Origin of the sequence: Simiduia agarivorans SA1 = DSM 21679 (genome assembly GCF_000305785.2) — a bacterium.
Taxonomy (GTDB): Bacteria; Pseudomonadota; Gammaproteobacteria; order Pseudomonadales; family Cellvibrionaceae; genus Simiduia; species Simiduia agarivorans.
Window position 1 is genome coordinate 1877797 of sequence record NC_018868.3, and the last position, 21537, is coordinate 1899333.

Genomic DNA, 21537 nt, shown 5'->3' on the forward strand with positions numbered 1-21537 from the left:
ACCTTCCAGATAACACATTTACCCCGTAAATACATAAAACACACTTTGCTTGATTTATTAAATGTCCGGAGAGCCTTACTTTGGTCACATGACGAAATCACACCATGGCCCACTCAGGAGCATCACCATGAACAAGCAACTGATCACCCTCGCCATTGCTGCACTGGCCAGCCCCATTGCGGTTGCCAATGACTATGCCAGCGTTGACCAGTATCAGGGCAAGCCCGCCACCGACCACACTCGCAGCGCCAATAAGGCCCATGCAGAGCGACTGCCATGGCAGGATAAAACTGCCTTCGAGCAGGCAAACCGGGGCCGCATTGCCAGTTTTGAAGAGCACGCCGCTGGCGAAGTCCACAGTCGCTTCCGCTTTCTGGAAGCCGGCAAGATACCCGATACAGCCAACCCATCGATCTATCGCCAGGCCATGCTGAACTATGTGTCCAATGGATTATTTGAAGTGGTGGATGGGATCTACCAGATCCGCGGGTCGGATCTGTCCAACATGACCATCATCCGCACCAATAACGGCTACGTGTTGTATGACGTATTGCTGTCTGACGTAGCCGCTCGCGACAGCTGGGCCTTTGCCCGCAAACACCTGCCGAAAATCAACGGCGAGCACAAGATCACCGGCGTGATTTACTCGCACACACACGTAGACCACTTCGGCGGCTCACGCGGGGTGATCGACGAGCAATACCTGGCCGACAACCCCGACGTGGACATTTTCGCCCCCAAAGATTTTCTTAAAGAACTGGTGGACGAAAATCTCATTGGTGGTCCGGCCATGGGGCGGCGCGCCCAGTACCAATACGGCACCACGCTGGAAAATTCCGATGCAGGGATTGTGGACAATGCGTTAGGTAACGGCACCTCGCGCGGCCAGGTCACGCTGGTCCCGCCCACCCGCATCATTGAGCAACGCGAAGAGCTGATCACTATCGACGGCGTGGACTTCCTGTTTATCAATATGCCTGGCGCCGAAGCACCGGCCGAAATTGTGACCTGGCTGCCGCAATACAAAGCCCTGTGGACGGCCGAACTGACCTATCACGGCCAACACAATATTTACACTTTCCGGGGTGCCAAAGTGCGTGATTCATTGGCGTGGACAAAATACCTGACCGAACTGAAAGTGCGGTTTGCGGCCAAGGCCGATGTACTCTTTGCCGCACACTCGGCGCCGGTATGGGGCAGTGAAAACATTGCCGAATACATTACCTTGCAACGGGACAATTACGGCTTCATCCATAACCAGAGTATGCGTCTGGCGAACCAGGGAGTGACCATTCACGATGTGGGCCGGGAACTGGAGGCCATCGTGCCGCAATCCCAACTGAATACCTGGCACACCAATGGTTACCACGGTTCCTACAGCCACAATGCGCGCGCGGTGGTCAATATGTACCTGGGCTATCACGACATGAACCCGGTCAATACCAACCCGTTAAAAACACAGGACAAGGCCTGCGTCTACGTCGCCGCTGCAGGGGAGAAATCGCTGATGAAGGCAGGAAAAAAATATTTTGACAAAGGCAACTACCAGGCAGCAGCACAACTTTACAATGACGTTGTGCAATGCAAGCCCGCAAACCAAAAAGCCCGCCATGCACTGGCCGACAGTTTCGAACAAATGGGTTACCAATCCGAGACCATGGCCTGGCGCAACAGCTACCTGCAGGCGGCCGTTGAGCTGCGCACCAACACCATTGAGCCCTCAATCAAGGCGGCATCCAGTGACATTGTTGCCAATACGCCCACAGGCATGCTGCTTGATTTCCTGGCGGTACAACTCAATGGGCCGAAAGCCGAACAGGCTGGCCTTGCGATGAGTTTCAATATTGTGCACCCGGATCTGGATGAAATTTATTACGCTGAAGTGAGCAACGCTAATATGGCGAACATTCAGGTGGAAAAACCACAGCCGGCTGACGCGACACTGACCATCAACAAAAACGACCTGACGGCCATTTTACTGAAGCAGAAAACGCTGAAGTCGCTGGTGGCCAGCGGCAAGGCCACCATTGAAGGCAAGCAGGACTTCCTGCAACAATTGCTGCCACTGCTTGACGAGTTTGACGGTCAGTTCGAGATCATGCCTCTGGCAAAGACTCGCTGACAGCAAAGCTTAAAGCGGCCCAACAGATCGGGCCGCTTTTTTTATCTGCTCCCGCAACCAACGTTCAGCTGAATTTTCTTCCAGCCGGCGTGCATAGTGCATACGCACCGTCGCCTCAAGACTCACAAACGGGTTTTCATAAACAGCCAGCGCCAGAGCATCCTGATATTGCCGCGCCAGACGCTCGGGCACCAGACCAATCGCATCGCTGCGCGCCACCACCATTAGCATGCTCATTTCGCTGCTGCATTCACAATACACTTTGCGTGCCGGTAACGGGTCGGCAGAGAACCGGTCCGCAAAAGTGGCATGCGGGTAACGCACGTTAACCAGCACATGCAGTGCCTCGGCAAACTCGGCCTTAGTAAGCGAACCCTGAATGCGCGGATGAGCCCGCCGGGCCACACACACCAGACGGTCGGAAAACAACGGCTCCGACCTCATGTGCGCGCCATGGGCGCTGGCCACATCCAGCAGCAAATTCAATCGCCCGTGCTCTAATTCGCTCGCCACCGCCACCGGGTCTGTGGGCATATCCCGAAAAACGATACGGGCCGCGCTGCCGGTCAACTGTGCATCAAGCACCGGCTGCAATATGTGAATGACCGATTCAAAGGTACACACATAAAACTCGCGCGCACTGTGGCCGGGGTCAAACTCACCCAGATTACCCAACACCGCCGCCACCGAATCCAACGCGGGCTGGCTGTGCGCGTACAGCTGATCCGCCAAACGGGTGGCCACAATGCCACGCCCCTGCCGGCGGAACAGATCGCCGTCCACTTGCGTGCGCAGACGCGCGAGGGCATTGCTCACCGACGACTGGGTCAGCCCGCATTTCTCCGCCGCCAGTGTGACAGAACCGGTCTGGTACACCGCATTGAATACTCTCAGTAAATTGAGATCGAAAGGGGGTGGCGTAGTCACTCGAGCATCCTCATAACAATGTGCCTTTTCATTTTCATCCTGACTTACTGGTCAATCCGGATAACGTCATCGTATTATGCCCCTACCCCGGACACAAAATAAGGACATTATATGATCGACTATCTGGCGCCCATCCTGCTGATTTTTGTCAGCCTGGTGGTGTTTTACGGCATTATCGTGATTCACGATATCCCCTACGAAATTGCCAAACACCGCAATCACCCCCATCAGGATGCCATTCATGTGGCCGGCTGGGTCAGTTTGCTTACCCTGCACATCCTCTGGCCATTCTTATGGATCTGGGCCTCCCTGTACCGCGAGGACAGGGGCTGGGGTTTCAGCGATCATCAGTCGCCCAAGGCACACGTTGAACGCCTTGAAGCCCAGGTGGCCGCATTAACCGCACGCATTGAAACACTGGAAAAACAACGGGAGCAGGAGCAGTAATCATGGAAATGTTAATGTTGCTCACCTATGCAGGCCTGTGCATAGCGGTGTTCAAAATATTCAAACTGCCGCTGAACAAATGGACGGTACCCACAGCCGTACTGGGCGGGGTGGTGCTCATCTCTACCATTATGTTTGTGATGAACTACAACCACCCCTACTCCGAATACAGCCGCGAGTATTTTATTACCACACCGATCGTGCCCAACGTCAGCGGCCAGGTGCTGACGGTAGATGCCAAACCCAATCAGCCGCTAAAAGCCGGCGATTTGTTATTTACCATCGACCCAACACCGTTTGAGGCTAAGATAGAATCACTGCAGGCCCGTATCGAAGCGGCCAAAGAGGAATACGACCGGCAGAAAAATCTGTTTGCCCGCAAGGTCAGCAGTGCGCGCGATCTCGACCGTGCCGAGTCCCATTTTGAAGACCTGCAAGGTCAACTGCACAAGGCCGAGTTCGACCTGAAAAACACCCGCATCGTGGCGCCTACCGATGGCTTTGTCACCCAGAACTTCCTCCGCCCTGGCATGCGCGCCGTATCGGCGCCCTTACGGCCGCTGATGGTATTTGTGCACACCCAGGATGCGTACATGACGGCGTTTTTCCGACAAAATGCCATGCAACGTCTGGCGCGCGGCGGCGAAGCAGAAATTGCGCTGGACGGAATTCCCGGCAAAGTATTCCGTGCTGAAATCGTGCAGGTGAATCCGGTGATGCAGGAGGGTCAGCTACAGGCCAGCGGCAACCTGATGACCTACAATCCGCAACAGCCACCCGGCCGGATTGCCGTGGTGCTGAAAGTGACCGACCCGGATTTCGCGCCGTACGCCGATCAATTACCCCTGGGTGCCTTCGGGCAGGTGGCGGTGTATACCGAACACGCGCATCACTTTGCGGTAATCCGCAAAATCCTGCTGCGCATGGCGGCATGGATGAATTACATCTATCCCTTGCACTGAGCAAACCGAGAAAAACGCCGGCGCCCGCAATGGGTGCAGCTACTAGCTCAGGTTAAAATCCGATCCGCAAATAGCTGATCAATCGCGGCTTCGTCATAGCCAAGCGAAGCCATCAATGCGCGCGTATCTGCACCCTCCGAAGGCCTGCTACCACTGACATAAATCTGATGCCCTGAAAATTTTGGCGCAACGCCCGGCTGATTAATGCCGCCCGCCTCTACATAGGCACATCGCGCGTGATTGTGGGGATGGACCGCCGCCTCGGCCATATCCAGCACTGGCGTGACGCAGGCATCGGTACCCTCAAACGCCTGCGTCCATTCCGCCTGCGTCCGGCGCAAAAATATTTGTTTTAACTGGTGTTTATTGACTGCCCAATCCGCCGGCTGCTGCGATTGCAGTGACGGATCGTCAATCGCCAGAACCGCAAGAAACTGCTGATAAAACTGCGGCTCAATGGGCCCCACCGCCATGAATTTCCCGTCGGCAGTTTCGTAGGTATCGTAAAAGTGTGCGGCGCCATCCAACAAGTTGGCCGCTCGCTCCGGCTTCCAGAGCCCTAGTGCGTTAAAGCTGCTGAACAAGGACATCATGCTGGCCACGCCATCAGTAATGGCAGCGTCCACGACCTGGCCTTTACCGGTTTTTTGCGCGTCCAACAGCGCCGCTAACACACCCATTACCAGAAACAGACTGCCGCCGGCATAATCGCCCACCAGGTTGAGCGGCAGAGCCGGCTTTTGTTTGTCACCCATGGCTGCCAGTGCACCGGTTAAACCGATGTAATTGATATCGTGCCCGGCGGTGTGCGCCAGCGGCCCGGATTGTCCCCAGCCGGTCACCCGCCCGTACACAAGACCTGGGTTTACCTGCCAGCAATCGTCCGGCCCGCAGCCCAGTCTTTCGGCCACACCGGGGCGGAAACCTTCGATCAGGGCATCGCTGGTGGCCACCAGTTCAAACAACAATTTTCGCCCGGCCGGATTTTTGAGATCCAATGCGATGGAGCGTTTGCCGCGTGAATGCACATCGTGCGCTGAAGGCAAGCCGATACCGGTGGCTTTTGACGCACGCTCAACCACAATGACCTCGGCCCCCAGGTCCGCCAGCAACATGCCGGCATAGGGGCCGGGGCCAATGCCTTTCAATTCCAGAATCCGGATGCCGGCCAGCGGGCCGGCTTTCTTGTCAGTCATCATGTTGCATCATCATTCAGTTAAACGTTTCAGCCCGCTCGATTTTTTCCGAGACAATGGCTGGACACTTAAAACGCTCACCGTAGGCATCGGCCAACTCGGCGCAACGTGCGCGGAAACGTTCAAGACCATAGGTGTTAATGAATTGCACAAAGCCGCCCGTATGCACCGGCGCACCAATACCCATAATCGAACCGATATTGGCATCCGCCACCGAGCGCAGAACGCCCGACTCCAGGCATTTGAGTGTTTCAATCACCTGACGGAATAACAACCGGTCTTTGATGTCCTGTTCCGGCGTTGCATTCCCGCCATCAAAATACTTATCCAGCAAGCCAGGCCAAATGGTTTTGCCCTGATCGCCGTAATCAAAATAGCCGCCGTTATAGTGTTTGCCACCCCGGCCATGTTCCACCACCAAGGTCTTGATAATTTCGGCCATGGCGTCGTGCTCGCCCCACTGGTTTTCCACCCCCATGTCGGCCCAGGTCTGGTGAATTTTGCGGGTCAGTTCCAGACTGACTTCATCGTGCACAGTCAATGGCCCCACCGGCATACCCACCGCCTTGCCCAGGTTGTCTACCACCACGGGATGAATGCCCTCAACCACCATCCGGGCCGCTTCGTCCAGATAAGTGGAGAAGGTGCGGGAGGTGAAAAACGCCAGGGAGTCGTTGACCACAATGGGCGTTTTTTTAATTTGCCGGACAAAATCAAACGCCCGCGCGAGGGTTTCATCGCTGGTTTTTTTGCCGCAGATAATCTCAACCAAAGGCATCTTGTCCACCGGAGAAAAGAAGTGGATACCGATAAATTTTTCCGGGTGGGCGCTGGCTTCGGCTAACTGGGTAATGGGCAGACTGGAGGTATTGGAGCCCCAGAATCCATCATCTGACAGATACTGCTCGGTACCCAAGGTGATTTTGTTTTTGAGATCAATCTGCTCAAACACGGCTTCAATAATCAGATCGCAGCCGGCCAGGTCCTGGTCGCGCTCTGTTGGCTGAATGCGGGCAAGCAGGGCCTCGGCACCGGCCAGATCCAGCCGGCCGCGGGCCACTTGTTTTTCAACCAGCTTGGCGGAATAGGCTTTGCCTTTTTCTGCCGCCGCCATGGAAATATCTTTCAGCACCACGTCAATGCCCACCTTGGCGGCCACATAGGCGATGCCCTGGCCCATCATGCCGGCACCGAGCACACCCAGTTTCTTCACCGTGTGTGGTGCGATATTGTCCGGCCGGCTGGCACCGGCGTTGATTTTATTGAGCTGGAAGAAAAACGTGGTGATCATGTTTTTCGCTTCGGGCGTCATGACCAGTTCGGTAAAGGCCCGCCCTTCTTTGCGCAAAGCCGTATCAAAATCCAGCCTTGCCGCTTCCACCGCACAATCGAGAATTTTTTCCGGCGCCGGCAAAAGCCCACGGGTTTTCTGCGCCAACATCGCCGGAGCAATAGCTAACAATTGAGCCAGCTTGGGTGAGCCGGCTGAACCACCGGGTATTTTGTGGCCTTTGTGGTCCCAGGGTTGCAACGCAGCATCTGGGTTGTCGACTTGTGATGCTATCCAGGCTTTGGCCGCTGGCACCAGTTGGGATTGATCCGCCACGGTGGCGTGTATCAGACCCGCCGCCAATGCGCGTCCGGCATCTGCTTTTTTACCTTCCAGTAAATACGGCAAGGCCGCTTCAAGCCCCAGCAAATTGACCATACGGACAATGCCACCGCCACCGGGCAACAAGCCCAGAGACACTTCGGGCAAACCCAGCGATACCGCGGGCGAATCCACCGCAACGCGATAATTACAGGCCAGGCAGATTTCAAATCCGCCGCCGAGCGCCGCTCCATTGATGGCCGCCACCACCGGCACCGGCAATCGCTCCAGCGCACGCAGCTGGCTTTTGATTTTTTCCACCATGGCAAAGAATGCGGCTTCGTCACCGGGCTTGGCGGCCAATAATTCATTCAGATCGCCGCCGGCAAAAAACACTTTTTTGGCGCTGGTGATCACCACACACCGGTAAGCCCGTCTTCGGCCTGCAGTTTTTCAATAGTGGCCTGCATGGCATCGCGGTATTTCCGCGTTCATGGCATTGACGGGGCCAGTCATGTTCATGGTGACCGTCACGATACCCTGACTGTCTTTCTCGTATTCAAATACGTTATTTATGCTGCTCATGTCTGGCTCCTTACACCCGCTCGATAATGGTGGAAATACCCATACCGCCACCCACACACAATGAAATCATCGCGCGTTTGGCCTGGCGTCGCTCCAGCTCATCCACCATGGTGCTGATCAGCATGGCGCCGGTGGCGCCTAAGGGATGGCCCATGGCAATGGCACCGCCGTTGACGTTAGTGATTTCATGATCGAGATTAAGGTCTTTCATGTAGCGCAGTGCCACCGAGGCAAAGGCTTCGTTGATTTCCCATAGGTCAATATCGCCGTGGCTGAGACCCGCTTTTCGCAGAGCCTTTTCCGCCGCAGGGCCCGGGCCTGTGAGCATAATGATCGGATCGGTTGCGAGCACAGCGGTGGCGACAATGCGCGCGCGCGGTGTGAGCCCGAGATCCTTGCCGGCCTTTTCACTGCCAATGAGGACGGCGGCCGCACCATCCACTATGCCGGAGGAATTGCCTGGCGTGTGCACGTGATTCACGCGGGTGAGATGGTTGTACTTGCGCAGGATAATATCGTCGAAACCCAGGCCGCCCATCATTTCGAACGAAGCTTTGAGTTTGCCAAGAATCTCGAGAGTGGTATCGGGCTTGATGAATTCATCGCGTTCCAGAATCATCAGGCCGTTGGCATCGCGCACGGGAATCACCGAGCGATCGAAATAGCCATTGGCTTGCGCATGGGCTGCCCGCTTCTGGCTTTCCAGCGCGTAGCGATCCACATCCTCGCGGCTCCAGCCTTCCAGCGTGGCGATGGTGTCAGCACCGATGCCCTGCGGCACAAAACCAGTTTTCAGACTGAAGGCGGCATCACCACCCATGGCACCGCCATTGGAGCCCATGGGTACCCGCGACATGGATTCCACCCCGCCGGCCACCACCAAATCCTCCCAACCGGACGCAATCTTTTGCGCGGCAATATTCACCGCCTCCAGGCCCGAGGCGCAGAACCGATCCAGCTGCACGCCCGGCACCGATTCATCCCAGCCGGCGTTCTGGACGATCATTTTCGCCACATCCGAACCCTGCTCGCCCACCGGGGTGACGCAGCCCATGACCACATCGTCCACATAGGCGGTGTCCAGACTGTGACGCTCCGCCAGCGCCTGTAACAGGCCGGCGCCCAGATCGATAGGTTTGACTTCGTGCAGGCTGCCGTCTTTTTTACCTTTGGAGCGTGGCGTGCGAACAGCGTCGTAGATATAAGCGTGGTGGGGCATGGGGGCTACCTGGCAGATAGGAATGTGGCTCCAGTATAGCCCCCGGGGGTCAGCGCACTATGACCTGTGCGCTCAAAATCAATGACCTGATTTAATGCACTGATTTAATGGTCTGAATTTATTGCAGTACTTCGAATAATCCCGCCGCACCCATGCCGCCGCCCACGCACATGGTCACCACCACATAGCGTACACCCCGACGGCGACCTTCCAGCAACGCGTGCATCACCATGCGCGCGCCGCTCATGCCGTAGGGATGGCCGATGGAAATCGCGCCGCCGTTGACGTTCAGACGATCCATGGGAATCGCCAGTCGCTGTGCACAATAAAGCACTTGTACCGCGAAGGCTTCGTTCAGTTCCCACAGGCCGATGTCGGCCATGGTGAGCCCGGCCCGTTGCAATAACTTGGGCACCGCAAACACCGGGCCAATGCCCATCTCGTCAGGCGCACAGCCTGCCACCGCCATGCCACGATACACACCCAACGGTTTGAGCCCGCGCTCCTCCGCCAGCGTGCGATCCATCAGTACCAACGCTGCAGCGCCGTCCGACAATTGCGAGGCATTACCGGCGGTGATGCTGCCGCCCTCGCGCACGGCGTTCAGAGACGCCAGCGATTCGATCGTGGTGCCGGGCCGGTTGCCTTCGTCTTGCGTCAAGCTGACAGCCTGCTCCGACACGGCGCCGGTGGTTTTATCCTGCACCAGTTTGGTGGCGTTGACCGGTACGATTTCATCGGCAAACTTGCCCGCGGCCTGCGCCTCAGCGGTGCGTGCCTGGGACATAACGGCATATTCATCCTGCGCTGCACGGCTGATGTTGTAGCGCTTGGCCACCACCTCGGCAGTATCGAGCATGGGCATGTAGAGATCCGGTGTATGCTGCAAAACCAGCGCATCTTCTGTCCGATGGCTGTTCATGTGCTGATTCTGCACCAATGAAATCGACTCGGTGCCGCCCGCCAAAACCACCGGCACATGATCGAGCACAATTTGCTTCGCTGCCGTCGCCACTGCCATCAAACCCGATGCACACTGACGATCAAGTGTCATACCCGCAACCGAAACCGGCAGGCCAGCCGCCATGGCCACCTGCCGACCCAGGTTGGTGCCCTGGCTGCCCTGCTGCAAAGCCGCGCCCCAAACGCAATCATCAATTTCTTCCGGCGCAATACCCGCACGCTCAACCGCAGCCTGCACGGCCACTGCCGACAAACTGGGCGAGGTCAGATTGTTGAACGCACCCCGGTAGGCTTTGCCGATGGGCGTACGCGCCACCGACACGATCACGGCTTCTTTCATGCGTTGCCACTCCCTTTCGATTGCAGGTAGTTAAACGCCTTGACCAGGAATTTTTCCGATTGTTTCATGCCCGACGCCAGTTCAGACTGCTCAGCAGTATTATTGATCGCATCCCAGTTTTCCAACACGGCTTCGGGCGTTTGCTGCTCGGGTGCCAGGAAAATGCCATCGGTTTCAAACAGGCGCGCGCTGGCAAAGCCGCCGGCACCGGCGCACAGAATCATTTTGGTGGGTGCCTGTTCGGTACACAACACCAGCGCACCGGCAGTGACCGATTCCGGCTTCAGCATGTCCAGCACTTCCGCCGGCATCAGATCTTCCGTCATGCGGGTAGCGGCGGTGGGCGCCAGCGCATTGACACGGATATTGTATTTGTCGCCTTCCAGCACCAGCGTATTCATAAAACCCACTTGCGCCATTTTCGCCGCGCCATAGTTGGTTTGCCCGAAATTACCGTAAAGGCCCGAAGACGAGGTGGTCATGACGATGCGACCATATTGCTGTTCGCGCATGATTTCCCACACCGCCTTGGTGCAATTCACTGCGCCCATCACATGCACATCCATCACCAGACGGAAGTCATCGAGATCCATTTTGGCAAAGCTTTTATCGCGCAGGATGCCCGCGTTATTGATCAGGATATCCACCCGGCCCCAGCGCGCCATGGTCTGCGCCACCATGTCCTGCACCTGCTCCATGTTGGTGACATTGGCGCCGTGGGCCAATGCTTCACCACCCGCCGCTTCGATTTCTGCCACTACGGCCTTGGCCGCATCGGACGACGCACCCGAGCCATCGCGCGCGCCACCCAGATCATTGACCACCACTTTGGCACCGCGGGCGGCGAGTGCCAATGCATGCGAACGCCCCAAACCGTTGCCGGCGCCTGTTACGATGGCCACGCGGCCGGAAAAATCAATGCTCATGTCGCTTACCTTTTATCTTTCAATGAGGTTTATCTTTCAATTATTTTACGATTTGCATGCCCAGCCACTGGGCAATCAGTGCGGGCTTTGCTTCGCCTTCGATTTCCAGCGTGACTTCGCTTTTCAGTAAATACTGACCCGGGGATTTTTCTTCAATACTGAGAATTTTTGCCACCGCGCGGATCCGGCTGCCCACGCGCACCGGATTGATAAAACGCACTTTATCCAGTCCGTAATTCACGCCCATCTGACAACCGTCGATCAACACACCATACTGTTCGGAAAAGTGCGACAGCAGCGACAAACTCAGGAAACCATGGGCGATAGTACCACCGAAGGGAGTGGCCTTTGCGCGCGCTGGGTCAATATGAATGAATTGATGGTCATGGGTGCAATCAGCAAACTGATTGACCTGCTCCTGAGTGATGGTGAGCCAATCCGTCGCCGGCGCCTGGTAATTCTGGTAGTCGGCAATCTCTGTCCGGTTTATGGTTTTCATCAGAACCAGTTCTCCTGCATATCGAGTGTGGTGGTATCAATGGTATCGAGCAGTTCAGCCCACACCGCCGTTTGTGGTAGTTCATAGCGATAGAAAAACTGCAGCGCCTGTAATTTGCCGCGATAAAAATCCGCATCGTTTGCACTGTTATCCAGCGCGGCTTGCGCAACACAACCCTGCTTAAGCCACAACCAGGCCACCACCAGATGCCCCATCAGGTCGAGGAAGTAAGTGGCGTTGGCCAGCACCGCATCGATGGGTGTATCACCCATGGCGGTCAATAACCGGGTAGCAGTTTGCTGTACTCTGGCGGCCAGTTGCTGCAATTGTCCGGCATAGGGCGCGAGCGAGGAAACACTGGCAGCGCTCGCCACTGTTGTGTCGATCTGAGCCAATAAGGCGCGAAAACCCGCCACCTTATTCATCGGCAGCTTGCGTGCCAGCAGGTCAATGGCTTGGACGCCGTAGGTGCCCTCATGAATCGCATTCAGGCGGTTGTCGCGGTAAAACATTTCCACCGGGTGTTCATTGATATAGCCATGGCCACCCAGCACCTGAATCGCCAGGCTGTTGGCGCGCGGGCCGTATTCCGATGGCCAGGATTTGATCACCGGCGTGAGAAAGTCCAACAGCGTGTGCGCATCCGCACGCGCCTGTTCGGTTTCGGCGGTGCGTTCGTCATCGGCCAACTGAGCGCCGTACAGGCACAACGCAAACGCACCCTCAGCGTACGCTTTCTGCGCCAGCAACATACGGCGCACATCTGCATGCTCGATGATATTTACCGGTTTTGACATCGGATCTTTACTCGATGGCAGTCGTCCTTGCGGCCGCTCTTTGGCGTAGGCCAGCGAATACTGATAGCCCGTCACTGCCGTGGTGGCCGCGGCAGTGCCCACCATAATCCGCGCTTCATTCATCATGTGAAACATGTAGCGGATGCCCTGATTTTCTTCGCCCACCAGATAGGCCACTGCCCCACCCTGTTCGCCGAAGCTGAGCGCACAAGAGGTTTGCCCGCGCCCACCCATTTTGTGGAACAGCCCGGCCAGGTGCACGTCATTGCGCTCGCCCAGACTGCCGTCTTCATTCACCAGAAATTTCGGCACGATGAACAAACTGACACCTTTGATGCCAGCAGGCGCCCCTTTCACCCGCGCCAACACCAGGTGTACGATGTTGTCGGTCAGCTCGTGGTCGCCACCGGAAATAAAAATTTTGTTGCCCGCCAATCGGTAGCTGCCGTCGGCTTCACGCCAGGCCCGGGTGGTGAGGTCGGCCATGCTGGACCCGGCGCCAGGCTCGGTCATGGCCATGGTGCCGGCCCAACGACCTTCACGCATGGGCGCCACCCAACGGGCAATCTGCTCGGGCGTGCCGTGTGCTTCAATCAGGTTGCAATTAGCGTTGGTCAGGCTGCAGTAACCTACCGCGGTAGAACCAGCTGCGCTGAGATAAGCGCCGGTGACGCTGGCCACCACCGCCGGCAACTGCATGCCACCGGTTTCATAATCCGCGGTCGGGCACGCCAGCCCCGCTTCGATAATAGCCTGCACGGCCGGCTTGATTTCCGCCAGCATCTGCACGCGGCCTTCTTCGAAGGTGGGCTGATGCTGATCCATGGTCTGGCGAATGGGCAGAAAATATTTTTCCGCCACTTTGCGGGCCGTTTCGATGGCCGCATCAAAGGTTTCACGGTTGTGATCGCGGTAGCGGGGGCGCTCGCACAAGGCTTCGGTGTCGAGCAGTTCGTACAACATAAACGCCAGATCGCGCTCGCTCAGAAGGGGGGCCTGCATGGGTATTCCTCTGCTTCATTCGTTTTCCCGATGTGGCATTATCGGGACTCTTGGATTCTGTAACAGGCTTTTTTATGTCCGGTCCGCGCGCAGCCAGCCCAGAGGCCAGTCACACCAACCAGACGTTTGGCCGCTTTTTGCGCTTCTGGCGCGAACTTCACGGGCTCAGTCAGGAACAGCTGGCCGAGCGCATCAACAGCTCGGCGCGCCACATCCGGCGCCTCGAAACCGGGGCAGGCCAGCCCAGCGCGGGTATGGTGGAAGACATTGCCAACACCCTGCAACTGGGTGCGCGCGACCGCAACCACCTGCGTATCGCCGCCGGCTTCCATGTACAGGAGGCGCCGGTGGATTTTCACAGTCCGGGCCTGCGCTGGTTGCGCAATGCCATGCGCCTGACCCTCAAGGCGCAGAACCCCTACCCTGGCCTGCTCATGGATCGCGCCGGCGACATCCTGATGGTAAACCGTGCCTGGGTTAATTTTCACCGGCAGCTGTTATCAGCCGAGGCGCTGGATCAGGTCACCAACCTGTTCAGTTTTCTGTTCAGCCATAGCCAGCTCATCAAAGACAGCGGCGCCGACACCATGGCCCTGATTCTGATGGCACTGAAACAAAACGCCCTGTTTTCCAATGCCGAAGGGGATATTGCCGCCTTCGAACACTACCTGCAATCGCCCGCCGCCCCGGCCGATTGGCAACGCCGGGCGGCAGCCCTGGAACCCATGGCCAGCTACCGCCTGCACCTGCCGTTCAACGGGCAAAGCCAGCGTTTTTACAGTGTCAGCCAGACCGTGGGCGCGCTGGGCCCGGCGGCCTTTCTGGCGGAACCCCGGCTGACGCTGACCACGCTCTATCCTGAAGATGCCAGCCTCGATTTGTCGGCCCTGATGACAGAACCACACAAACACCCGTTACTGGTGGATTAACATAAAAAATAAATATTAGTGATACATATAGATAAAATTAATTGATTTTGGTGATCATTCATTTCCCGCTAGACTGAACCCAGTCAGACAGGAAAGATCAGCATGCCTTCCACCATCACCATGGTCCGCCACGGCCAGGCATCTTTGGGTAGCGCCAACTACGACCAGCTGTCGCCGCTGGGCTATGAACAAAGCCGTTGGCTGGGCGAATATCTGGCAAAAGAAGGTCACCAATTCGATCAGGTGATCACCGGCGCCATGGCGCGCCACAAACAAACGGCCGACGCCCTGTTGGCCGGTGCTGGCCTGACATCGGACTGGCGGGAAGATGCGCGCTGGAACGAGTTTCACTTTGAACAGCTGGTGCGCCTCTATCTGGCACAAAACCCTGAGCTTGCGGATGAGACCCGCACCGACAAACGCCAGATGCTCAGGGCGCTGAAACTCAGCCTGCACGCCTGGGTACAGAACCAGCTGCCGGCCGAGCAGTTGAGCGAAACCTGGGCGCAGTTTGAAGCGCGCGTGGTCAGTGCCTTAGCCGAATTGCCCGGCGACAAAAATATTCTGATTGTGAGCTCCGGTGGCGCCCTGTCCATGGCCTTGTGCCACATCCTGAAAGCCGCACCGGAAACCATGATTTCACTGAACCTGCAGACGGCCAACACCGCCGTGCACCAATGCATTGCCACCCGCGACGGCTTACAGCTGACGCGCTTTAATCACCTGCCACACCTGGCAGATAAAGCTGAACACACCACTTTTTTCTGAAGGATCTGTCATGGAATTTGAATACAGCGAAAAAACCCGGGAATTACTCCAGCGCCTGACGGCCTTTATGGATGAGCACATTTATCCGAACGAAGAAAAAATGCACGAAGCGCTCGCCACCGATCGCTGGAGCACGCCGCCTTTGCTGGAAAGCCTGAAGCAAAAAGCCCGCGAACAAGGGCTGTGGAATCTGTTCTTGCCATTGGCCTATGGCGACTACTCGGGTGGCCTCACCAACCTGGAATACGCGCCGCTGGCAGAGCAGATGGGCAAGGTGCTGTGGGCACCCGAGGTATTCAACTGTGCAGCCCCTGATACCGGGAATATGGAAGTGCTGGCCAAATACGGCAACGAAGCGCAGAAAAAGCAATGGCTGGAGCCGCTGTTGGCGGGCAAAATCCGCTCCGCGTTTGCCATGACCGAACCCGACGTGGCCTCCAGCGATGCCACCAATATCGAAACCGCTATCGTGCGCGATGGCGATGACTATGTGATCAACGGCAAGAAATTTTACATTTCCGGCGCCTGCCGCAAACAGTGTGAAATTCTTATCGTGATGGGTAAAAGCAGCCCCGATAACCCCAATCGCTACACCCAGCAATCCATGATTCTGGTGCCCACCAACACCCCGGGCGTGAATATCACCCGCCCGATGAAAGTCTTTGGCTACGACGATGCACCGGAAGGCCATGCTGAAGTGATTTTCGACAATGTGCGCGTACCGGCCAGCAATCTGATTCTGGGCGAAGGTCGCGGCTTTGAAATTGCCCAGGGTCGCCTTGGCCCGGGCCGCATTCACCACTGCATGCGTTCAGTGGGCGCCGCTCAACGGGCACTGGAAGCCATGTGCCGTCGCGCCAACGAGCGCATTGTGTTCGGCCAGCCGATGATCAAACAGCAGTCTGTACGTGAAGACATCGCCCGCTCCGCCTGCGAAATCGAACAGGCGCGCTTGCTGTGCCTGAAAGCGGCGCAAAAAATGGACCGCGAGGGCAATAAATCAGCCCAGGACCTGATTGCCATGATCAAGATTGTAGCGCCCAATATGGCACTGGCGGTGATTGATCGCGCGATTCAGATTCACGGTGCGGCGGGCGTCAGCCAGGACACTTTCCTGGCGCATCAGTTTGCCGCCCAACGCACCTTGCGCCTGGCCGATGGCCCGGATCAGGTACACATGATGCAACTGGGTCGCAATCTCGCGAAGCAATTTGCACAATAAAGAACAACACAATTTACAGAACTATTCGCAGAACAAGAGAGCAAGCCCATGAGCCAAGTGGACGCACTGGACCTGGACACCCTTACGCCTTATCTGGAAGCCAATGTGCCGGGCCTGAAAGGGCCCCTGCAGGCAGAGAAATTCGCCGGCGGCCAATCCAACCCGACCTTTAAACTCACCAGTGCTACGGGCACTTACGTGCTGCGCCGGCAACCACCGGGCAAATTACTGAAATCGGCGCATGCGGTAGACCGGGAATTCCGGGTACTGCATGCACTCGCCAATTCCGATGTACCCGTGGCGCGCGTATTTCACCTGTGCGAAGACCCCGGCATTCTGGGTTCGCTGTTTTATGTGATGGAATACTGTGACGGCAACGTCTATTGGGGTGCCGCACTGCCGGAAGCGCGCGACAATGCACAGCGCGGCCGTATGTACCAGGAAATGAACCGGGTACTGGCGGCGCTGCACAGCGTGGACATTACTGCGGTAGGACTGGCCGACTACGGCAAGCCGGGTAATTATTTTTCCCGCCAATACGACCGCTGGCAAACCCAGTACCAGGCATCGGAACTGGAACCCATCGATGCCATGAACAAACTCATCGCGGCATTGCCAGGCTTGATGCCGGAAGACGATGGGCGCGTTTCACTGGTACACGGCGATTACAGGCTGGATAACCTCATGTGGTCGAAAGATAACGAGCGCATTATTGCCGTACTGGATTGGGAATTATCCACGCTGGGGCATCCGTTCGCGGACCTCGCCTACCAGTGCATGCAACTGCGCCTGCCCACCAGCCAATCGCGCACGGCCATGTCGGGCTTGCTGGGATTGGATGCAGCTTCGCTCGGCATTCCCACCGAAAAAGAATACGTCGCTGCCTACTGCGAGCGCATGAATTTGCCGGGCATCACTAACTGGCCCTTCTATGTGGCATTCAGCTTTTTCCGTCTGGCAGCCATCGTACAAGGTGTTGCCAAGCGCGCCAGCCAGGGCAATGCATCCAATAAACAAGCTGCCGCCGCCGGCCGCATGGTTGAACCCCTGGCCAGTCTCGGACTGGCCTGTCTGGAGGAACTCTGAACAATGAAAGCGATCGTCTGCAACGCCTTTGGCGAACCCCTCACGCTGGAGCAAAGGCCCGACCTGAAGGCCGGCCCCGGTCAGGTCGTGATCAACATTGAAGCCGCCGGGGTGAATTTTCCCGATGGTTTGCTGGTGGCCGGTTTGTATCAATTCAAACCGCCGCTGCCGTTTGTGCCGGGCACGGAAGTTGCCGGGACCATTGCCGAGGTGGGCGAAGGTGTTAAACACTTAACGCCGGGCCAGCGGGTGGTATCGGTGAATATGCTCGACGGCTACGCCTCGCAAATGCTTACCTACCCGAATCTGGTGATGCCACTACCCGATGGCATTCCCGTTGACGAGGCCGCCGGTTTGATTACCGCCCACGCGACCGCGCACCACGGGCTTAAACAGCGCGCCAACCTGAAAGCCGGCGAAACGCTACTGGTCACCGGTGCCGCTGGCGGTACCGGGCTTGCAGCAGTGCAAATCGGCAAGGCCATGGGCGCGCGCGTGATTGCCTGCTGCTCAACAACAGAAAAATTGGCATTGGCGCGCGAACACGGCGCCGATGAACTGATCAATTACACCGAAGAAAATCTCAAAGACGCCATCAAACGGCTGACCGACGGTAAAGGTGTGGATGTGGTGTACGACACAGTGGGCGGCGATAATTTCGAAATCTGCGCCCGCTCCATGGCATGGAATGGCCGGTTGTTGGTGGTCGGTTTTGCCAGCGGCGATATCCCGAAGCTAGCCGTGAATCTGACGCTGGTGAAAGGTTTCAGCGTAGTGGGCGTGTTCTGGGGCACCTTTACCCAGAAAGAACCCAAAGTCTTCGCCAGCAACATGGCAGAACTGTTTCAATGGTATCTCGAGGGCAAAGTGAAAGTGGTTATTCACGCGTCTTTGCCATTGGAGCAGGCCGAGCAGGCACTCAAAATTGTTGCCGATCGTCAGGTCATGGGCAAAGTGATTCTCAAGCCATAAGAAAATTCTTATTCAATCGTCCGGAATTATTATGAATAAAGATCTGTTTAATCTTGCCGGTAAAACGGCATTCGTGAGTGGTGCCAGCCGTGGCATCGGTGAATCCATTGCGCGCATTCTCGCCGCCTATGGTGCCCATGTGATTGTGTCCAGCCGCAAGGTAGACGACTGCCAGAAAGTCGCCGACAGCATTAACGCCGACGGCGGTTCTGCAGAAGCCTGGGCCTGTCACGTGGGTAACATGGATAGCATCAGCGAAACCTTTGCGTTCTTAAAAGATAAGCACAAAGGCAAACTGGATATTCTGGTTAACAACGGCGCGGCCAATCCGTATTTCGGTCATATTCTGGATACCGATCTGGGTGCCTTCCAGAAAACGGTGGACGTGAACATCCGCGGCTATTTTTTCATGTCGGTGGAAGCCGGCAAACTGATGCGCGAACAGGGTGGTGGCGTGATTGTAAACACAGCCTCCATCAACGCGCTCACGCCCGGCCCATTCCAGGGCATCTACTCCATCACCAAAGCCGCCGTGGTGAATATGACCAAAGCATTTGCGCGTGAATGTGCTGAGCACAACATCCGTTGCAATGCGCTGCTGCCCGGTTTCACCAAAACCAAGTTCGCCGGCGCGCTGTTTACCGACGATGGCATCTATCAACACGCAATCGCCAACATCCCGATGAAACGCCATGCCGAGCCCGACGAAATGGCCGGCGCGGTTCTGTATCTAGTGAGTGACGCCAGCTCTTACACTACCGGTCAGTGTCTGGTGGTAGATGGCGGCATGACAGCCTGAGGAAATAGCAATGGATAAACTACTGGATTTTACCGGCCAAGTGACTCTGATTACTGGTGCTGCTCAAGGCTTCGGCGCACTGCTCGCGCGTGCGCTGGGTGAACGAGGGGCCAAATTGGTGCTGGGCGACGTTAAAAAGGAGGCCCTGCAGGGCGTGGTGGCCGATCTGCAAAAAGACGGTATCGAAGCAATTGCCCTGGACTGCAACGTAGCCATCGAAGCCCAATGCAAGGCCATGGTGGATACGGCGATAGAACAATTTGGCCGTCTGGATATTGCGGTAAACAACGCAGGCATTGGCCAGCCACTGGAATTAACGGAAGATGTGGACGATGCGACTTTCGACGCCCAGTGGAAAGTGAATGTGATGGGCGTGCAGTACGGTATGCGACATCAGATCAAAGCCATGAAGCCCAAAGGCAGTGGCACCATTCTCAATGTGAGCTCCATGGCAGGATTGGGCGGTGCACCACGCCTGGCAGCCTATTCAGCCGCAAAACACGCCGTAATCGGTCTGAGCAAAACGGCAGCGGTAGAAACCGCGGCGCTGGGCATTCGCGTCAACGCCATTTGCCCGTTCTTCTCTCTGACACCATTGGTCACCAATTCGGCACTGGCTGCAGCTGGCTTGGATCAGGCTAAGGCTCAATTGAGCCGCGGCGCGCCCATGAAACGACTCGCGGAACCGGAAGAAATTGTGAACACCATGGTATTGTTGTTGTCTCCGGGCAACACCTATTTAACCGGCCAGGCCATCGCCGTGGACGGTGGTGTGTCTGCTATGTAGTGGCTGCCGTTGCGGTAGTGTGAAAACGCTGCCGCAACCACAGCCAGGCCACCAGACCGACCAAAAAATTGCAGCTGGCTGTAGCCACAAACAGACCGGTCAGCCCCCATAACCATTGCATCATCAATGCCAGCGGCAAGTAAAATCCCAGCACCCGCATAAACGAGATCGCCACACCGGGCATGGGTTGACCGATACCATTAAAGGCAGCATTCACCGACATTACCAAACCGTAGGCACCATAACTGAAAGGCACAATCAACAAATAGCTACGGGCCACATCAATCACTTCTTGTTGATCGGAAAACAGTCGAATAAGCAGCTCACCCGCGAGCCATAACACCAGCGCCAGAACAACGCCAAAGCCCAAGCAAAAGCGGGTCACGACGCGCAATGTTTCATCTAACCGCGCAAACTTTTGCGCGCCCAGATTCTGGCCACAGAATGGGCCCACGACGCCAGACAGTGCATAAAACACAATGAGTGCAATGGGCTCAATTCGCATGGCAATACCTAAACCTGCAACCGCCACCGTGCCATAACTGGCCACCAGATATACCACGACACCCGAGGCCATGGGGATGATGACGTTGTTGACCATCGCCGGCACACCCACGTGTAAAATGGCCCGCCAGGAGGCCCATACCTCGTCAAACCTTGCAAAGGGATTTACCAGCATACCCAGACGTTTGTGTAACACCCAAAGCACCACAACCAAACTCAACGCACGGGTAATCAAAGTGGCCAGGGCCGCACCTTCAAGTTCCAAACGCGGGAAACCGAACAAACCGAAGATTAATATGGGATCCAAAACCAGATTGAGAGCGGCTGCGGCGATCATCAGCGTGCCCTGAATACGTGCCAACCCCATCGCGCGTAAAGACGCCAGCCCCACCATTGGCACCATCAAACAGGGTGCGCTGAAATACCAGATCCACATATAGTCATGGATCAACGGCACCAGTTGGTCTTCTGCACCCAACAACTTGAACAACGGCTCAATAGTAAACCAACCGATACCGCACACCACCAGGGCAATAATGGTGGTCAACGACATAGCATCAGTGGCCATGCGTTGGGCAAGGTGGTGGTTATCGCTACCTATTGCGCGCGCCACGGTGGAGGATGTGCCGGCACCCAGACCAATGGCAATGCTGGTGAGCACCATGACCACGGGAAAGGTAAAGCTCATGGCCGCCAACGGCTCATGCCCCAGCATCGCCACAAAAAACGTATCCACAGCATTGAATGACATAGTCGCCAGCAAGCCCCAGACCATGGGCATGGCCATCTCCCGCAGGTGACCACTCACAGGGCCTTCGGTAAGCATGGGTTGCATACTGCGATTCATTCAGACGGGTTCCGGCAAAAGCGCAGAGTATACACCCTGCAGGCGCT

At 56.6% G+C, this 21537-nt stretch carries 20 protein-coding genes and 1 pseudogene; 10 read left to right on the forward strand and 11 right to left on the reverse strand.

Translation table 11 applies throughout. The annotated features are described in order from the left end of the window. Positions 1-127 precede the first annotated feature (127 nt). Positions 128-2122: an alkyl/aryl-sulfatase gene (locus tag M5M_RS08310; protein WP_015047048.1), complete on the forward strand. Its 1995-nt coding sequence runs from the start codon at positions 128-130 to the stop codon at positions 2120-2122. A gap of 9 nt (positions 2123-2131) precedes the next feature. Here the strand turns inward: M5M_RS08310 and M5M_RS08315 are convergent, their stop codons facing one another. Further along, positions 2132-3049, reverse strand: coding sequence for a LysR family transcriptional regulator (locus tag M5M_RS08315; protein WP_015047049.1), 918 nt, complete (start codon positions 3047-3049; stop codon positions 2132-2134). Between the two features lie 111 nt (positions 3050-3160). On the opposite strand from M5M_RS08315, the gene M5M_RS08320 reads away from it, so the two are divergent. Beyond that, entirely contained in the window at positions 3161-3496 is a 336-nt protein-coding gene (locus M5M_RS08320) for a DUF3302 domain-containing protein (protein WP_015047050.1), read from the forward strand. 2 nt (positions 3497-3498) lie between these two features. Beyond that, positions 3499-4458, forward strand: a complete 960-nt coding sequence (locus tag M5M_RS08325) for an HlyD family secretion protein (protein WP_015047051.1) — start codon at positions 3499-3501, stop codon at positions 4456-4458. A 47-nt stretch (positions 4459-4505) separates the two neighbouring features. On the opposite strand, the gene M5M_RS08330 is transcribed toward M5M_RS08325, so the two are convergent. From M5M_RS08330 to M5M_RS08360, 9 genes and pseudogenes are all read right to left on the reverse strand, one after another. After that, complete coding sequence (locus M5M_RS08330; protein WP_015047052.1) at positions 4506-5657, reverse strand: CaiB/BaiF CoA transferase family protein; 1152 nt, start codon at positions 5655-5657, stop codon at positions 4506-4508. Between the two features lie 13 nt (positions 5658-5670). Then, positions 5671-7095 carry a 3-hydroxyacyl-CoA dehydrogenase NAD-binding domain-containing protein gene (locus M5M_RS08335; RefSeq protein ID WP_338057831.1) on the reverse strand — a complete coding sequence of 475 codons (1425 nt, stop codon included), beginning with the start codon at positions 7093-7095 and terminating at the stop codon, positions 5671-5673. A 96-nt stretch (positions 7096-7191) separates the two neighbouring features. Then, positions 7192-7668: pseudogene (locus M5M_RS21030) on the reverse strand (enoyl-CoA hydratase/isomerase family protein); the annotation flags it as partial. Positions 7669-7698: 30 nt separating this feature from the next. After that, positions 7699-7830, reverse strand: a complete 132-nt coding sequence (locus tag M5M_RS20975) for a hypothetical protein (RefSeq protein ID WP_015047054.1) — start codon at positions 7828-7830, stop codon at positions 7699-7701. Positions 7831-7840: 10 nt separating this feature from the next. Then, positions 7841-9049, reverse strand: a complete 1209-nt coding sequence (locus tag M5M_RS08340; RefSeq protein ID WP_015047055.1) for an acetyl-CoA C-acetyltransferase — start codon at positions 9047-9049, stop codon at positions 7841-7843. A 118-nt stretch (positions 9050-9167) separates the two neighbouring features. Further along, the gene (locus M5M_RS08345; protein ID WP_015047056.1) at positions 9168-10352 is read right to left on the reverse strand and encodes an acetyl-CoA C-acyltransferase; all 1185 of its coding nucleotides are present in this window, start codon (positions 10350-10352) and stop codon (positions 9168-9170) included. Then, positions 10349-11278, reverse strand: a complete 930-nt coding sequence (locus M5M_RS08350; protein WP_015047057.1) for an SDR family NAD(P)-dependent oxidoreductase — start codon at positions 11276-11278, stop codon at positions 10349-10351. Before M5M_RS08350 ends, M5M_RS08345 begins: the two co-directional genes overlap by 4 nt. A gap of 40 nt (positions 11279-11318) precedes the next feature. After that, complete coding sequence (locus M5M_RS08355) at positions 11319-11777, reverse strand: MaoC family dehydratase (RefSeq protein ID WP_015047058.1); 459 nt, start codon at positions 11775-11777, stop codon at positions 11319-11321. Next, on the reverse strand, positions 11777-13576 hold the full coding sequence (locus M5M_RS08360; protein ID WP_015047059.1) for an acyl-CoA dehydrogenase: 1800 nt from the start codon (positions 13574-13576) through the stop codon (positions 11777-11779). Before M5M_RS08360 ends, M5M_RS08355 begins: the two co-directional genes overlap by 1 nt. Positions 13577-13650: 74 nt before the next feature. Here M5M_RS08360 and M5M_RS08365 point away from each other — a divergent pair, with 74 nt between their 5' ends. The 7 genes from M5M_RS08365 to M5M_RS08395 all read left to right on the forward strand — a co-directional run bounded on the left by M5M_RS08365 (position 13651) and on the right by M5M_RS08395 (position 20139). Then, complete coding sequence (locus M5M_RS08365) at positions 13651-14505, forward strand: helix-turn-helix domain-containing protein (RefSeq protein ID WP_015047060.1); 855 nt, start codon at positions 13651-13653, stop codon at positions 14503-14505. 102 nt (positions 14506-14607) lie between these two features. Then, on the forward strand, positions 14608-15273 hold the full coding sequence (locus tag M5M_RS08370; RefSeq protein WP_015047061.1) for a histidine phosphatase family protein: 666 nt from the start codon (positions 14608-14610) through the stop codon (positions 15271-15273). A 10-nt stretch (positions 15274-15283) separates the two neighbouring features. Next, the gene (locus M5M_RS08375; RefSeq protein ID WP_015047062.1) at positions 15284-16495 is read left to right on the forward strand and encodes an acyl-CoA dehydrogenase family protein; all 1212 of its coding nucleotides are present in this window, start codon (positions 15284-15286) and stop codon (positions 16493-16495) included. A gap of 48 nt (positions 16496-16543) precedes the next feature. Next, positions 16544-17581, forward strand: coding sequence for a phosphotransferase family protein (locus M5M_RS08380; RefSeq protein WP_015047063.1), 1038 nt, complete (start codon positions 16544-16546; stop codon positions 17579-17581). A gap of 3 nt (positions 17582-17584) precedes the next feature. After that, positions 17585-18553 carry an NADPH:quinone oxidoreductase family protein gene (locus tag M5M_RS08385; protein ID WP_015047064.1) on the forward strand — a complete coding sequence of 323 codons (969 nt, stop codon included), beginning with the start codon at positions 17585-17587 and terminating at the stop codon, positions 18551-18553. Between the two features lie 31 nt (positions 18554-18584). Then, a complete protein-coding gene (locus M5M_RS08390; protein ID WP_015047065.1) occupies positions 18585-19352 on the forward strand; it encodes an SDR family oxidoreductase in 768 nt (255 codons plus the stop codon). A 10-nt stretch (positions 19353-19362) separates the two neighbouring features. After that, on the forward strand, positions 19363-20139 hold the full coding sequence (locus M5M_RS08395) for an SDR family NAD(P)-dependent oxidoreductase (protein WP_015047066.1): 777 nt from the start codon (positions 19363-19365) through the stop codon (positions 20137-20139). Here the strand turns inward: M5M_RS08395 and M5M_RS08400 are convergent. Next, on the reverse strand, positions 20132-21490 hold the full coding sequence (locus M5M_RS08400; protein ID WP_015047067.1) for an MATE family efflux transporter: 1359 nt from the start codon (positions 21488-21490) through the stop codon (positions 20132-20134). The two genes, M5M_RS08395 and M5M_RS08400, sit on opposite strands and share 8 nt — an antisense overlap. Positions 21491-21537: the final 47 nt, after the last annotated feature.